This is a genomic window from Lentimicrobium sp. S6 (assembly GCF_013166635.1).
Taxonomy (GTDB): Bacteria; Bacteroidota; Bacteroidia; order Bacteroidales; family UBA12170; genus UBA12170.
In genome coordinates this window covers 1-15373 of sequence record NZ_JABKBZ010000098.1, presented here as the reverse complement: position 1 = coordinate 15373, position 15373 = coordinate 1, and the positions used below count along the sequence as shown (strand labels likewise).

General features: G+C 34.0%; 14 protein-coding genes. 5 read left to right on the top strand and 9 right to left on the bottom strand.

The window, feature by feature from the left end; translation table 11 throughout:
- Positions 1 to 290: 290 nt before the first annotated feature.
- Complete coding sequence (locus HNS40_RS20270; protein ID WP_172284388.1) at positions 291 to 1610, bottom strand: thioredoxin-like domain-containing protein; 1320 nt, start codon at positions 1608 to 1610, stop codon at positions 291 to 293.
- Between the two features lie 231 nt (positions 1611 to 1841).
- Positions 1842 to 2420, bottom strand: coding sequence for a rubrerythrin (rbr, locus tag HNS40_RS20265; protein ID WP_172284386.1), 579 nt, complete (start codon positions 2418 to 2420; stop codon positions 1842 to 1844).
- Positions 2421 to 2626: 206 nt separating this feature from the next.
- Between rbr and HNS40_RS20260 the strand changes: the two genes are divergently transcribed.
- Positions 2627 to 3958 carry an MATE family efflux transporter gene (locus HNS40_RS20260; protein WP_172284384.1) on the top strand — a complete coding sequence of 444 codons (1332 nt, stop codon included), beginning with the start codon at positions 2627 to 2629 and terminating at the stop codon, positions 3956 to 3958.
- Positions 3959 to 4012: 54 nt separating this feature from the next.
- Here the strand turns inward: HNS40_RS20260 and HNS40_RS20255 are convergent, their stop codons facing one another.
- The 7 genes from HNS40_RS20255 to HNS40_RS20225 all read right to left on the bottom strand — a co-directional run bounded on the left by HNS40_RS20255 (position 4013) and on the right by HNS40_RS20225 (position 11479).
- Positions 4013 to 5368 (bottom strand): DEAD/DEAH box helicase, encoded by a 1356-nt coding sequence (locus HNS40_RS20255; protein WP_172284382.1) that lies wholly within the window; start codon positions 5366 to 5368, stop codon positions 4013 to 4015.
- A 95-nt stretch (positions 5369 to 5463) separates the two neighbouring features.
- The gene (locus HNS40_RS20250) at positions 5464 to 6345 is read right to left on the bottom strand and encodes a leucine-rich repeat domain-containing protein (RefSeq protein ID WP_172284380.1); all 882 of its coding nucleotides are present in this window, start codon (positions 6343 to 6345) and stop codon (positions 5464 to 5466) included.
- 20 nt (positions 6346 to 6365) lie between these two features.
- Positions 6366 to 7169, bottom strand: a complete 804-nt coding sequence (locus HNS40_RS20245) for a hypothetical protein (RefSeq protein WP_172284378.1) — start codon at positions 7167 to 7169, stop codon at positions 6366 to 6368.
- Positions 7170 to 7186: 17 nt separating this feature from the next.
- Positions 7187 to 7462, bottom strand: a complete 276-nt coding sequence (locus tag HNS40_RS20240; RefSeq protein WP_172284376.1) for a hypothetical protein — start codon at positions 7460 to 7462, stop codon at positions 7187 to 7189.
- A gap of 11 nt (positions 7463 to 7473) precedes the next feature.
- The gene (locus HNS40_RS20235; RefSeq protein WP_172284374.1) at positions 7474 to 9738 is read right to left on the bottom strand and encodes a multiheme c-type cytochrome; all 2265 of its coding nucleotides are present in this window, start codon (positions 9736 to 9738) and stop codon (positions 7474 to 7476) included.
- Positions 9739 to 10200 (bottom strand): ubiquinol-cytochrome c reductase iron-sulfur subunit, encoded by a 462-nt coding sequence (locus HNS40_RS20230; protein WP_172284372.1) that lies wholly within the window; start codon positions 10198 to 10200, stop codon positions 9739 to 9741.
- Positions 10201 to 10204: 4 nt separating this feature from the next.
- Positions 10205 to 11479 carry a cytochrome b N-terminal domain-containing protein gene (locus tag HNS40_RS20225; protein WP_172284370.1) on the bottom strand — a complete coding sequence of 425 codons (1275 nt, stop codon included), beginning with the start codon at positions 11477 to 11479 and terminating at the stop codon, positions 10205 to 10207.
- Between the two features lie 363 nt (positions 11480 to 11842).
- Here HNS40_RS20225 and HNS40_RS20220 point away from each other — a divergent pair, with 363 nt between their 5' ends.
- From HNS40_RS20220 to HNS40_RS20205, 4 genes are all read left to right on the top strand, one after another.
- Complete coding sequence (locus tag HNS40_RS20220) at positions 11843 to 12688, top strand: sce7726 family protein (protein WP_172284368.1); 846 nt, start codon at positions 11843 to 11845, stop codon at positions 12686 to 12688.
- A 3-nt stretch (positions 12689 to 12691) separates the two neighbouring features.
- Entirely contained in the window at positions 12692 to 13612 is a 921-nt protein-coding gene (locus HNS40_RS20215) for a sce7725 family protein (RefSeq protein WP_172284365.1), read from the top strand.
- A gap of 46 nt (positions 13613 to 13658) precedes the next feature.
- Positions 13659 to 14678, top strand: a complete 1020-nt coding sequence (locus tag HNS40_RS20210) for an RES domain-containing protein (protein WP_172284363.1) — start codon at positions 13659 to 13661, stop codon at positions 14676 to 14678.
- 95 nt (positions 14679 to 14773) lie between these two features.
- Positions 14774 to 15310, top strand: coding sequence for a hypothetical protein (locus tag HNS40_RS20205; protein ID WP_172284361.1), 537 nt, complete (start codon positions 14774 to 14776; stop codon positions 15308 to 15310).
- Positions 15311 to 15373: the final 63 nt, after the last annotated feature.

Sequence of the window (15373 nt, the reverse complement as noted above, 5' to 3'; positions counted from 1 at the left end):
TTGTTTTTCTTCTTTTTATCGGGATACTCTTCTCGGTATTTCTTTAGCCAATATTGAAAAGTGGAAATACAATATTCGTTTTCTTTACAAAACTGCCCTTGAGATAAACTGCCCTCCCGCCAACTTTTAATAACAGGAAACATATTTGACTTGCTATACTTTTGATTCTTTTTCATGCACCAAAATTAGTGGCTCATGAATCGTTAGGCAAGATGGGCTTGGTAGTGGTGATACGTTTGTCTATCATGAAAACCATATGTTTATTCCAATAGACTAAGCCTGTAAATGCATTACTTTTTATTAAGAAAATCCATGTCTTTTTGCAGTTCATCCACGCTACGAGGTTTACTAAGTATATTGGCATTAGCATCGAGGAGGTAATAACTTGGAGTTTTGTGAACTTGATAAATCTCAGCCGATTTTGAATCCCAACCTTTGAGCTCTGATAAGTAAACCCACTGTTGGGTATCTTTTGGAATGGGAGAAAGCCAAGCCTCGGCCTCTGTGTCAAGAGATATATAGATGATTTTAATATCTTTATTGGAGGGTTCTTGAATCAGTTCTTTTAACTGCGGAATAGCTTCTTGACAAAAATGACAGGCGCTAGAACCAAAAAAGAGAATATTTAGTTTCGAAAAACTACATAAGTCATAAAGATTCATCATAATGCCTTCATGATTAAATATACTCACATTGGCTACTTTCTTGCCAATTTGTAAATTCTTGTAGGCAATTAATTTTGCATTTAAGGCATCGGAATAAGTCATGTCGCTACAGGCATCTCCAATCACATAATGCTCTACTAGATAGTCTAAAACCACATCTGGTCCAACCTCGTTAAACAATTCTAGGAGGTAGTTTAAAATAAACTCATATACTTCATGATTTACTGAAGCTTGCTCTAAAATCTCGTCAACAGATTGGATAAAACCATCCTCTGTATAGTCTGTATGAAATTGGAGGTATTTCATCACCTGATGGGTCAATACTCCAGACCTTATTAGTTCAGCATCCTCAAAAAAAGTATATTTAAAAAAGTCTTCCTTTTGATCTATTTCAATATCACTGATGATGGTTTTGGCGAAAAAGGATGTGGGTTTTTCTTGATAAGTCTTTATTAAAAACTGGTGATAACCCAAATTCAAACTGTCTTCTATATTTTCAAAATGAGTGAGTTCTATGTTTTCTTTTGCAGCATAAGATTTTTCAATACTATTTTCCGATATCTTAGATTTGATGAGGTTTCTAAACCTGATAAAATTCCATAATTCGATATTATTATTGGATTTTGTCACTTCCAGATGGTTTCTAAGTTGGGGAGATGAAAAGTCAATTTGAATAAAATCTTCATTGGGGCTAATAATAAACTGCACCCAATTATCAGGTTCTAACATTAAGGAATAATAACCTGTTGCAAATTGACCACCGAACTCGTATTTCCCTTGTTTATCTAGTAAACATGAATCTATAGTATGGTATTTACCTCCTCTATTTTCTTGAAGGTAGAGGTAGGTGCTGTCTTTAACATCCTTTATGTGACCAATAATTTGACATTGACCAAATGAAGATAAATTGATAAGTAGAAATAGAGTAAATGTGAGTATTCGCATGTTGCAAATATAAAAAAAGAGACTGTCTGATATAAGGATATCTTCAATACTTAAATATTTCTACACTAAGTATGATATTTCAGGTAGTCTCTAATGAATTAAATATTAGCCTGATTAATTCATGCCATCTGCTTTGTTGCTAACTTATTGAAATAGGCTACTATGCCTACTGAGTTAGTCGCCTCACATCTGATACAAACTAATCGCATGAATTATTCAGGTTAGGAAGATTTAATAATTATCTTCTTTAACTTGCATATATGATTGTGGGTGAAGACAAGCTGGGCATAATTCTAAAGCTTTTGCAGACTCGTAGATATAACCACAGTTCAAGCATTTCCACCAAACCTTTCCATCTTTCATGAAAACTTGGTCTTCAGAAATATTTTGTAAAAGCTTTAAGAAACGTTTCTCGTGTTCTGCTTCTACTTTTGCAATCATTTTAAAAGCTACAGCTATTTTCTTGAAACCTTCTTCTTCTGCTATTCTTGCAAATTCAGGATATAAATCAGTCCATTCTTCATTTTCACCTTCTGCAGAAGCCTTTAAGTTCTCAGCAGTAGTACCAATAATTCCAGATGGGAAAGTAGCAGTGATTTCTGTCATTCCACCTTCTAGGAATTTAAAAAAACGCTTGGCATGTTCTTTTTCTTGGTCGGCTGTTTCTTGGAAAATATTAGCTATTTGTACAAATCCTTCTTTTTTAGCTTGCTTAGCAAAGAACTCATAACGGTTTCTTGCTTGTGATTCACCAGCAAATGCTTTCAATAAATTTTGCTCTGTTTTTGTTCCTCTTAAACTTTCTGACATAATATTTTTATTTAAGTGTTTGTAGTTCATTTAAACATCAAAATTACAAAATATAGAGCCTGAAATGATACCAGATTATAGTTTATATTGACTCTAAAAAAGCATGATTTCAATATTGATTTTTGTTGATACTATCTTTAGGGCTATATATTTTTAACTTTTAAAATGCAGCATAATAACTACATTTGCAGCTCTTAAATAATTGAATGAAAGATTTTACAAAAGGTAGTGAAACCCGATTGATTTTAAACTTTGCCATTCCAATTTTGTTTGGTAGTCTGTTTCAGCAATTATATAATATTGTTGACAGCATATTTATTGGGAATTATGTGGGTAAAGAAGGCCTAGCTGCTGTAGGAGCTAGTTTCCCCGTTATCTTTGCCTTAATATCTTTTGTAATAGGAATTGGATCTGGTTCTACTGTCGTCATTTCACAATATTATGGTGCCAAGAATAATGAAGCGGTTAAGCGAGCTATTGATACCCTCTATATTTTTATGTTTTTTGCTTCTGCAGCCTTAAGTGTGTTGGGGATAGTTTTTGCTCGTCAAATATTCGAATTCACCGATTTGCCTGAAGATGTTTTGCCACAAGCAGTGAAGTATTTGCAGATATATATGTCTGGAAATGTATTGTTTTTTGGCTTTGCAGGGACCAATGCTATTCTACGCGGGTTGGGTGATTCTAAAACACCTTTATACTTCACTATCATTGCCACTTTAATAAATATTCTATTAGATTGGTTATTCATAGGTGTATTTCATTGGGGAGTGGGAGGAGCTGCTTTCGCTACCATTATTGCACAAGGAGGAGCTTTTATTACTGGAATTATATATTTAAATAAAACTCATGACTTATTAACGCTGCATCCTAGTAGGTTAAAGTTCGATAAGAAGATATTTACCCAAAGTGTAAAAATTGGATTGCCAACAGGTTTTCAGCAAACCTTTGTAGCTTTTGGTATGGTAGCTTTGTTTGGGATTGTCAATAAATTTGGAACAGACACCGTTGCTGCTTATAGCGTTGGGATGAGAATTGATTCGGTTCCAGCTATGTTAGCCATGGCATTTTCGGCTGCAGTAGCTCCCTTTGTTGGGCAAAATATTGGTGCCAATAAACCAGGAAGAGTCAGGGCAGGATTCTTTTCTACTTTGATTTTAAGTACCATTCTGACCATAATTGTTACAACGGTTTATATGCTATTTCCACGTCAAATTGTGATGGCTTTTTCTGATGATGCCAAAGTGATTGAGGTAGGGGTTGAGTATATAAGAGTAGTAGCGCCATTTTATGTGCTATTTAGTTTAATGTTTGTAGTAAATGGAGTATTAAGAGGAGCGGGAGCCACATTAATTCCTATGTTTATCACGCTCGTTGCACTTTGGTTTATACGAATTCCTGCATCTTATTTGATGGCTGAAGAAATGGGCAGAATAGGTATTTGGTGGGGTATCCCCATTGGCTGGTTCTTTGGTATGGGCTTGGCCTTTGTCTATTATGCCAGTGGTAAATGGAGGAATAAATCGGTTACTCAGTAGCTTCTTATAATTCACTATTTCTATTGTAAATAGCCTGAAAAATTATAAGTGAATTTATCTCTTCTTATATTTCTTATTAAAAATCTTATCCCCTTTAGTTTTAGGTTTCTTATATTTCTTCTTGATTAGTCTTTTATAAGAACCTCCTTGGTTGGTTTTGGAGTTCTTTTCACTCTTTTCATGAAAAGCTTTTCCACCTTGTATAACGGCTGGCAACTTGTGTATACTGTTTATCTCTAAGCCTTTTGGTCTTTCTTCAGCAGTAAGTTCTCTTGAAATATCTACCGCTTTAGGAAATTTCTTTTTTGGTATTTCATAAGACATCAATTCCTCAATGGCATCTTTATATTTCTCTTCGTAGGGAGTGAAGAATAATATAGATTTTCCTTGTTGTTCTGCACGACCCGTTCTACCAATTCTATGCATATAGTTTTCAGGAAATGTTGGTGTGTCAAAGCTAATCACATGACTCAATTTATCTAAATCCAGCCCTCTAGCCATCACATCGGTGGCTATCATGATTCTATTTTCTCCAGCATCAAAATCACGAACAGAACGTTCACGATAGTTTTGCGATTTATTGGAGTGAATAATACACATTTGCTCTTCGTACTCTTCCGTAAGCTTTTCAAATATTAAGTCGGCCACTTTTTTACTTGGCGTAAAGACTAAAACTTTGGAGAATTTTTTCTCATCACTTAATAAATGAGAGAGAAGATTTATTTTTGTATGAAAATTGGGGACAGGATAAACGGTTTGAGCAATATTATCTAAAGGAGTACCACTTATAGCTATAGAAATGGTTTTTGGAGTCAAGAAATACTCATTAATCAAAGTGGCTACTTCTTCCGTCATGGTAGCTGAATACATCAAGTTTTGACGCTTTTCAGGTATCATCTCAAAGATAGATTCTAACTGACGGATAAAACCCAAATCCAACATCACATCTACCTCATCAATAACTAGTTTTTTGATACCTTTTAAAGTAAGGACTTTGGTAACTGCCAAATCGAAAAGGCGACCAGGAGTAGCTACCAAGATATCACAGCCTTGAGCAACTGCTTTCTTTTGAGTATTAATATTGGTTCCACCATAAACTCCAAGTACTCTTAAATTACTGTATTTACAGAGGTTTCGAATGTTTTCGGAAGTTTGAAGTACGAGTTCACGAGTAGGAACAATGACTAAAACACGAGGATGATCTTGTTTGGAGAACTTTAATCCTTGAAGAATAGGAATAGTATAGGCATAGGTTTTACCAGTACCCGTTTGCGCGATTCCAACTAAATCTTGTCCTGATAATACAGGATTGAAAGACTCAATCTGAATGGGGGTGGGGCGCTCTAATCCTAAATCCTGAATAGCATTTCTTAAGCTCTTAATCAGGTTCATATCTTCAAAAACAATCATAGTCAAATTTTTTGCAAAGGTACACAGTAAAATGTTAGCAACAAGTGTTAAATATTTTATTTAAAACTTTGTTTTTGAGGTGTATACTTTGTTGCTTAAAACAGAATTTGAACGCCTTTATCTTTTAACTTCTCCATTTGTATTTTTGGAATAGGGTTAGCCATCAAATTCACAAACTCCAATTCCTCTAACATAAAAAGAGGGGAGATATCATCAACCTGATTAAATGAAATATCCAGCGATTTTAATCCTACCAAATTACTCAATACATCGATATCGAAAATCTGATTATGAGCCAAATATAGTTCTTTGACTTGGGTGAGTTCCCAAAGTACTGAAAGGTCAGCAATTTCATTATCCGAGACATCGAGAACTTCTACATGTTTGCAATATTGCAGTCCATCTAAGGAATCGATTTTGGAGGAGGCCAATTCAAATTCATCAAAGTCTTCGAGGTAATAGGTGGGGAAAGTCTTAATGAGGTCTCCGAGTTCTCTGAGTTTTATGGCATCGTAGAAACTAATATAGTCAGGTTCCTGGTCCATGATTTCTTCCTCCATAAATTCTTCTTCCTCGTGGAAACTGTATTCATCTGCTTGTTCTTCCCATACATATTCACTCTCAAAATCTACCTCAGGATCTATAGTTTCTTGTTCTCTAACTCCTTCTTTCAATAAGGCCTGAACAATTGTTATACTATTTAATTTTCTTAGTTCTTCCAAATCCTCATACTCCAATAACTCGTCTATCCTTTGTTTCCAATAAGTCTCTTTATCAGGATGGAATAATTGAATAATCTTGGAGAATTGTCGAGTGAAAGACTCCTCAGAAGAATCTAAAACTTTATGTGCAATAGCTTGAATTAAATTCTGGCTTTTGGCTTGATAGGCAGCTATGAGCTCTATCGTCATTTGATTTAAGCTTTGATAGGAGTAGAGTTGCTTTAGTTTTTTGGCTAATATTTCTGTTGAGTTCATGATGTTTTATTTTCTAAATACTACTCTAGATTATAGATTTTTATTATCGTTTCAAGATCTTTGTATTTGAACTCTTTGTTTTCTATGGCTTCAAGTAATTTCGGATTTTCAGTAATATATTTTCTTATCACTTCAATGAATCCCTTTCTATTATTGGGGATATAGACATATTCTGATTTATCTAGGATACAATAACCAAGTTCTATGTGTGTACTATAGTCGTTAAATTGAAGAATTTCATAAAAGAACTCGACTATTTTTAATCGTCCACTATATTTTTCATAACCAACGAACTCCTTTTGAAGAACGTTTTGTAAAATATTTTTATTTTCTGAGTCAAAGATTTCCCTATTCGATAAGTTAAAGGAATAATAATATGCATTATTCCAAAGAGCTGATTTAATGACGTCAAAAGTATAATATGAAATGGATTCTTTTTCTTTAACTCGAAATTCGCTAAAGTGATATCCCTCTTTTATGAGTAAATTCAATTTGATATTATAAAATAAAGTATCATCGGATTTTAATACGATCCAGTTTTTGCAGGTATCACAGCTAGGGTAATTCCTTGAGAATTTCAGGTTTTCATCTACCTTGTATGTCTCCGATAAGTATTCTAAAACTTCTGTCTTTGAAATAAAAGTAGATTTAGTATTTTTCTTCTTTTTGTAGTCATAGAAAATACTATAATCATTTATCAAAGTGATTTTACAATGAATGCTATCTTTCTTCTTAGTGATAATCAAATCATCAAAGGACTGAGCATTAATGCTGTTTGCAAAAGAAAGAATGATAATTATAAGGAGACAGTTTCTTGGGTTCATCCTTTAATTTATTTCTTTTAATTTAAAAACACCAATAATAAAACAACAAATAATATGGCTAATAAAGCTAAAAACACTAAAGTTAGAACCGATCTTCTGTTATCCTTTTCTTTTTTATTTTGAAGCTCAAATTTGAATCTATCAAATTCATCTTTCGTCATTTTATTTTTATGCTTCTTCGTATTTTTATTCGATTTTCCAAGTTTCAAATGAGCATCATTCATTTTAGCCTTTTGGCCAATCAAGTTCCTATTGTTTTTTAATCTTGTAGCTCCTGATTCTGCAAATCCCATAATATTATATATTATTCCCTAAATACATTTCGAATTTCATTCGCCAATTTTTCAGCCTTAACTTGCTGTTGTGTTCTGTTATAAAACTGATATAAATTGGAATAATTGTTTTCACTATTTTCTTTCTTTAGGGCTTTCAAAAGATAGAATTCGGTTTTCTTCAAGTCCTTTTCAAACTCATAAAGCATGGCAATATTATAATCTACTCTGGAATTTTGAGGAAGTTGATCACTAGCAATTTTTAAGTATTTTATAGACTCCTCATATTTCTTGTTTTCTGCCAATATCAAACCATAATTATAATAGACCGAATAATCCTCAGGCACGGCTTCAATATAGTTGGCCAATAATTCTTCGGCCTCCACAGCTCTGCCAATCCCACTATACATAATGGCCAAATTCATTTTTAACTGATGCAAATCTTGATCTTGCTCCAATGCCATTAAATAATACTTCTCAGCATTCTGATGATCGGCTCTATTATAATAGTAATTACCCAAATTATATTTGCCCAAAGGAAAGTCGCTATTAAATTCTAGAACCTCCAAATACTCCTCTCCATTTTTTTGGAGCATTTCTTTATGTTTCTCAGGAATATATTCTGCAGGAATAAGAGCAAGCTTAGAGGCCATTTCTATTCTGACGGCCTTAGTTTCATCATAAAGAAGCGGGAAGAGTTGTTCTAAATCGTCAGGGTCTTGCACATCCATCTTCCTGATGCTGTAAATACGAATGAGCGGATGAATGCTTTTTAAGGATTGATATATGATTTCCTTAGTTCTTGGATGGCTTTGTTGCCCCAAATACATGATGGCAGCACTTCTGATATTGAGAGGATATAATTCATCTTCTATCATCTTAATCAATTGCTCATCGGAACCTAGGGTTTCCAAATTGGCATTGTGAAAAGCTTCTCCATATTGAAATGGTCTACTGCTACCATGCCATTTCTCTATATAAGTTTGTGCCCAGTCAGCAGTTTCTTGGGTGTGACATTGATTACAAGCATTGGGAGAACCTAGCTTCTTTGTCAAATCCGGGCGAGGAATTCTAAAGCTATGATCGCGGCGATAATCCACTCCCATATAGTTTTGTCCGTGCATGTGGCAGTTGATACATTCGGTGCCACTTCCAACATCGAAAAACTCACCTGCTTCAGATATTAAGCCTTTACCGTCTTCCCCTTTTGCCTTATGAAAATGATGTTGAGGACTGTCATAAGTATCTGCCTGGTGACATTGTAAGCAAAGTGCGTTTCCTTGTAAAATAAGTTGGCCGCTGTGTACATTATGGCAATCATTACACTTCACATCGTTCATATACATTTTACTTTGGGTGAAGGATGCAAAAACATAATCTTCATCCAAAATCTGACCATCGATATGAAATTGAGGCTCCACCGGTAATACAGGAATCATGTGATTATACATACTTTGATCATGGGGAGCATAATCAGATAATGAGGCTCGGCGTGAATGACAACGGGCACAAATATTTACAAAAGCTTCATTATCAATATTAGAGGTTTGAACACTTAAACCCATTTTCGCTTCTCTTGAGCGCAAATACTCAGGTTTCTCGGCCCATATCATATGTTCAGAAGCAGGTCCATGACAGGCTTCGCAGCTCACATCGATTTCCGACCAAGTGGTATTATAAGATTGACTTTCGTGTTGGTAACCAGTCTTAAGGTTGGTAGAATGACAATCGGCACACATGGAATTCCAGTTTTGTGATTGATTGGTCCAATGCAGCCAGTTCTCGTGATTCACGTTCATGTCTCTATAAACTGAATCGGCCATATAATACCAATTACTGTCTCTACTGTTCCAAGTTAAGGCTAATGTTTGTAATCTACCTTCCTCAAATTCTACTAAATATTGCTGCAAAGGATAATGTCCAAAGGTGTATTTTATCTGAAACTCCTGCATTTCTCCATCAGCTCCATCTGTAAGGACAAAAAAGTCTTTACCTTTTTTATAGGCTTTATGGATGATTTCATTTCTATTGATTTCAGCATCGGAAAAGTCTCCCAGTACGAATTCTTCAGTAGCTTCAGTCATAGCTAAATCATGATCAGAACCTTTCCAGTCTTCAAATTCCTTTTGGTGGCATTCTAGACATACTTGTCCTCCTACATATTGAGGTTCTTTAGGAGTGGAAGAATCTTCTTGAGGAAAAACATAAACCTGTAAAAGCAAGTATAGGGGAATCATCACTAAGGCGAGAAAGCCTAAGAGCTGTATGATTCTTTTATATTTTTGATTATCTTTCATTTAGGCGTAGGTGATTTGAGGTTTTTCGAATTGAGATCTTTTCTTTGCATTTTGATGATCAACGAAAAGGATTCCGTTTCTTACTTTGATGTCGAAAGTATCCAAGGCGCGAGTGGCTGGAGGCGACATCACTTCGCCATATTTATTAAATGATGAAGCATGGCAAGGGCAGATAAAGCCATCTTTTTGAGCTTGAATCACACAGCCCAAATGGGTGCATTTTACAGAGAATGCCAATATTCCACCATCCTCCAATACTGAAAGATAGAATTGCCCACTCTGGAAAGGATAAATGGTATTGGCTTCTAGATTACCGATGGGACCTACCTCATACCAATGCTGGTCTTCCTCATTTTCCCCTTTCTTTTTAAAGGAATCAAAAAACAGATATCCCAGTTGAGCACCAATCAATGCAATGACGCCTTTTTTTATAAATCCTCTTCTATTAAATTTCATGGTCATGGTGCTAAAATATTAATTCCATATTGATTCCTCTGAAATAGATGGAGATGATACTCAATATTAAATAAGAACAAAATATGATGCTAAACAAAGCATTGAATAATTCAATTTTATCGATTTTAAATTTCATTTGGAGGAAGAATATAATGCCCAAAGTCAATGCAATATAAAGTAAGAAAGGCACCAAGCCCAAAATAAGAGGAGGGCCTGAAAGTAGCATTTCAGTGAGAAAATATTCATTGACTAATACTATAGCAAATGTAAAGAAGGCAGAGAGTAAGGAGGAGTAAAGCAGTAAGCTTTTGCCTCTTTCATTATAAAACCATTTTCCAATATTCTGAGTATTAATCTTTTGATTCGGAATCCATAATAGAAACCCGATCAAGCTAAGAGGGACAATGAGAATAGCCAAGGTGGGATGAATATGTATCAATAATTCTTGCATACCCGCAAAATACCAAGGTGCTTTAATGGGATTCGGGCTTAGTAGTGGATTTGCATAATCCAAAAGAGGCGCGGCAAAAATCATGGAGAAAATCAATAGACCTAAAAACAAAGCTAAGGCTACTAATGCTTCTCGTATCACTAAATTAGGGTTTACTTTCACCATTTCTCTTTCCTCTGGATTTTGAACGGTAACGCCTTTTGCTTTTCTTACTAAATAGAAGTGAAGCGACATCATCACCACAAAAAGCAAGGGAAGAATAGAGGTATGTAGATTATAGAAATTCAATAAAGTGTGGCCATCCACTTCTGGTCCTCCTCTAAGGAAGTTGGACAAGCCATCGCCAATAAATGGGATATAAGAAGGCATATTGCTCACTACAGTAACGGCCCAAAATGAAAGCTGATCCCAGGGAAGTAAATATCCCGTGAAGTTAAATGCCAGAACTATTGCAAAAAGCAAAAGACCATAATACCAGTTTTTTTTTCGTTCAAAATAGATAGATTGGGTAAAGAAAACCCGAAGCAGATGCAAGAATGCAGTCACCACCATCAATTTAGCCGACCAATGATGAAGGTTTCGGAGGAGTCCACCCAAGAAAGTTTGGTTCTGCAAATTTAGTATGCTTTCGTAGGCGTGTTCTGGTGCCGGTAAATAGGAGAATCGTAGGAGTATGCCGGTAATAGCCAATATAATAAATAGCAAGGCGTTGATGCCTCCTAGTCCAAAAGTTCGAGTGAATTTTATAGCAGATTTATCCACCATTGGAGGATGTAAATGCAGTAAAAAAGTGGTGAAGATTCCATAGGGTTTCTTCGGTGATTTAGCGGTCATTGATTCTGGTTTATATACCTATTGAATGAGTATACAATTATAAGGAATTTTTAGGGATTTGAGCACGAAGACTATTACTAATAATTTCTGATTTCTCCTTCACTGCAATCTGTCGAAATAACATTTAGTAAAGAGCTTAAAACCTAGCTTTATCGGATTTACAATCCGATAGCTCAGTTCTATATGGTCGGATTGCAAATCTTGCCAAGATTGGAATTGTAAAGAATCCATAAACAATCTGTTGTTAATTTTTGTTTTGAATGAAGTAAATTTAGAGAAACAAATTATTTACTTTAGTTGCTAATTATATTATATTCGCCTCAAGCTATGAATCACCCCATCTGTAATACAGAAAAACATAAATTGAGAAGTTACGCCGGTATTTTCTCAACTACAGCCTTTGCGAAGCTGTTAAAACTGGGTGATTTATCTTTTTTACAAAGTAGGATTGCTAAATATGATTCAAGGGCTCTAGAAAAAGGCCAATTTGAAAGTTATCTAGATTATATCAAATTCGCGTATAATCAGCTGGGCAAGAATTATCGTAATGAATATTTCTTTAAAAATAGCATCATTAATGAAGCTATTATCAAACACTATAGTTTAAAGAATACTGTAGCTTTTAGTGAGTTCAAGGTTGGAAAATCAGTTGCAGATTTGACCTTATTTAATGGATATAGTAAAACCTTTGAGATTAAAACGAAAATGGATAGTCCTAAACGACTTAAAGGACAGTTAACGGATTATAAAAAGCTTTTTAATTTCAATTATATAGTGACAGATTCTTCTCAAACAGAAAAATATTTAAAAGAAGATGAGCATTCTGGTGTGATAGCTTTGCATTATACAAAAGGGAAGATTTACTTGACAGAAGACAGACCTGCCACTGAAAACCATAATTTTGATGCTGAAATAGCCATGAAATGTCTCAGGACAAAAGAGTATCAATCCGTAGTTAAAGCCTATTATGGTTATTTACCTCAAATGACTAGCTTTAACATGTATGATGTCTGTTTGGGTTTGTTCAAAGACATACCTCCCAGAAGACTGAATGAATTATTTATTGAAGCTATAAAGAGCAGAAAATTTAATATTGAAATTTTGACTAAATTTGAGCTTGAACTTCGCCAGGTAGCATTGGCAATGAATTTAAATCAAAAAAAATATCAAAATATCATTGATCAACTGAATAATCCCATTAAATTATAGCATATGTATTTTCCTTATTTAAGAGGACGACAATTTGAATTAATTGCGCTCCGTGAATTTGCACAAGAAAACTATGGTTCTGAACAAAAAGTAATTCCAATTATTGAACCTGTTAAACTGTCAGTAAATAGTCTGAAAATTGCCATTGGCAAGTTTAAAAAGTTTGATTTTTCCTTCTCGTTAGTATTAAACCCTAAGGTTGGTGAATTGGAAGGGCGTCAAGATGTATATGATTTGTTAAAGGAGGATTTAATAGGCAGTAAATGGCATCCTGCATTCATTGTTACGCCAAGTAATTCATTATCAATTAAAAGTTATATAGAAGAGGCGGACCTGAAAAACATCATACTCATTTTAGGCGATTCTGTAGATTTAGGTTCTCAAGAAGCAATTTCATTAATAAAAGCTCCAAGTATCGAGGCTATTGTTTCACAGCAACAACGGATAAAGAGAAAAATCAGAGGAATAGATAAAAAGATAATTAGATTGAATGATTGCTTTCATAAACAAAATAGAAATGCAGATTATAAAGAATTAGGTCCTGAATTATTCACAGAGGAGCATCTTTTTTTTGATACAGAAGGATTTAATGGTTTCTCTGATTATACTGTTGTTTCAAGCGAATTCACAGAGGGAGGAACATCTCCTTATGCTGTTGTCATTCATTTAACCTATCAAAATGAAGAAGATGAAATTTGGATAAGACATTTTACATCAGAATCCAATGAAGGTCAGGAGAATGTTCAGGGGAAATTTGCAGAAGCAGTAAGAAAAGCGGTTTTGTTTTTAAATGATAATGAAATTCATACGTTAGCGTCTGACGAGCTAAGAAAATATTTTAGTGAAGAAAAGTATCCAGGTTTAGGAATGGTAAAAAAAATATCAATTAAAAACCACCTGGAGCTAATTCAATCAATTACATAAAATAAATCAATGCATCATGTTTGTTTGCCCTCATTGCTTCAACGATTTGGAGCTAAGAAAATATATTGAATCATCTCCTTCAAAAATAGGAAATTGTAATTACTGTAAAAGTGAAGATATTCCATTATTGAATATTGATGAAATTTTGGACTTCTTTATTGAATTAATCTATCTTTTTGAACCTAAAGAAGAAGGTGAAGAAATATCAAAAAAAATCCAAAGAGAATGGGATTTGTTTAATGGAAGTGGTTTGGCGAATCTGATAATTTCAGATTTAGCGAAATATTTAAACAAAGAGTCATTAACTGCTGACGCAAAAGTCGTTTATATTCCTGAATTATTACAGAATGTTGGTCAGTGGAAAGATTTTAAAGAAAAGATTAGATCAAAGAAGCGCTTTTTACTGGATATTGATAAATTAGAAGAATTAGGTTGGGATAGCTTATTCAATGATGTTGTTGAATACACAAAGGATATTCCCTTATACAGATCAAGAATTCATTATAATGAATCATCTGAATGTATTCCATGTGAAAAGATGGGAGCTCCCCCGCCTGATAAAGTTGGAAATGGACGGGCAAATCCAATCGGTATTCCATATCTATATTTAAGCAAGGATATTTCAACAACATTTTATGAAACAAAATCATTGAATAAGGATGAGCTGTCAGTTGCAGAGTTTCGAGCAATAGAGGGTGAAACACTTTCGCTGGTAGATTTTACAGAGGTTCCAAAAATATTTGGAGCTTTTGGTTCCGTAGATTTATATCCATATGTAAAGAAAATACTACTGAAGAGATTGATTAGTATAGATTTATCAAAACCTATCAGAAGATATGATTCAGAACTAGATTATATTCCCACACAATTTATTTGTGAATATATTAGAGTTGTAAATAAAGCTGATGGGATAATTTTTAATAGTTCTTTACATAAAGGAGGGGTAAATGTTGTGGTTTTTAATATGGATAAAGTCGAATGTAAACAAGTTAATAGGTATATTGTAGAGGGCAGTGAATTGTCTTATCGACTTTTAAAAGAAGGCATTAAGAGCTGTATTTGTTAATTGCATTTGAATGTTTGTGGATATCAGGCTGTTTAAATTGGATTGAAAATCCAAGGCAGCAAGTGTTAAACATAGGTAATTATAAAAAACAAACTATGACCAAACCCATTTTATTATCTAAATCAAATCCTTCCAATACAATTCAAGTAGGGGATGAACCTTTTTTATTGATTGAGTATATTGATGTGAAAACCAAGTTTAATAGAAGTGATTTTTATGAAAAGGTAAATGATTTAACTGTAGAAATTATTTTTTATAAATTCAATCAAGAAAAACCTCAATCACCATTAATGTTGAGAACGTTAGTTTCACATAACCCAAGTAGTAATCGAATTAGTTTAAGTCAAAGATATAATTTAGGTAAAGATGATATACAACAAGTAGAATTTAGATATAAGAATACTGGTAATCAGAATATTGGTTTAGAGATTGGTTATCTGAAAATTAATAAGATTGAAATGCATGAGCCTATCCAGGTATTTAATGGTTTTCTAAGAAAAATGTATAACTCAAAAATTCTATTCTCAGCACCATTTGGGCATGGAAAAACCACATTCCTGCAAGAATTTGGATATACCGGCGTTATTGTGCCAGTCATACCGACGTTATTGTGCCAGTGTGAACAGCTATAATTTCTAGGCTAAATTTACACATTAATTTGTTTCATTTTCACACATTAATTTTCCTAAATATTT

Excerpts from the sequence above, each read along its gene's own strand:
- HNS40_RS20270 (WP_172284388.1), bottom strand. The coding sequence starts at position 1,610 with ATGCGAATACTCACATTTACTCTATTTCTACTTATCAATTTATCTTCA.
- rbr (WP_172284386.1), bottom strand. The coding sequence starts at position 2,420 with ATGTCAGAAAGTTTAAGAGGAACAAAAACAGAGCAAAATTTATTGAAA.
- HNS40_RS20260 (WP_172284384.1), top strand. The coding sequence starts at position 2,627 with ATGAAAGATTTTACAAAAGGTAGTGAAACCCGATTGATTTTAAACTTT.
- HNS40_RS20255 (WP_172284382.1), bottom strand. The coding sequence starts at position 5,368 with ATGATTGTTTTTGAAGATATGAACCTGATTAAGAGCTTAAGAAATGCT.
- HNS40_RS20250 (WP_172284380.1), bottom strand. The coding sequence starts at position 6,345 with ATGAACTCAACAGAAATATTAGCCAAAAAACTAAAGCAACTCTACTCC.
- HNS40_RS20245 (WP_172284378.1), bottom strand. The coding sequence starts at position 7,169 with ATGAACCCAAGAAACTGTCTCCTTATAATTATCATTCTTTCTTTTGCA.
- HNS40_RS20240 (WP_172284376.1), bottom strand. The coding sequence starts at position 7,462 with ATGGGATTTGCAGAATCAGGAGCTACAAGATTAAAAAACAATAGGAAC.
- HNS40_RS20235 (WP_172284374.1), bottom strand. The coding sequence starts at position 9,738 with ATGAAAGATAATCAAAAATATAAAAGAATCATACAGCTCTTAGGCTTT.
- HNS40_RS20230 (WP_172284372.1), bottom strand. The coding sequence starts at position 10,200 with ATGACCATGAAATTTAATAGAAGAGGATTTATAAAAAAAGGCGTCATT.
- HNS40_RS20225 (WP_172284370.1), bottom strand. The coding sequence starts at position 11,479 with ATGACCGCTAAATCACCGAAGAAACCCTATGGAATCTTCACCACTTTT.
- HNS40_RS20215 (WP_172284365.1), top strand. The coding sequence starts at position 12,692 with ATGTATTTTCCTTATTTAAGAGGACGACAATTTGAATTAATTGCGCTC.
- HNS40_RS20205 (WP_172284361.1), top strand. The coding sequence starts at position 14,774 with ATGACCAAACCCATTTTATTATCTAAATCAAATCCTTCCAATACAATT.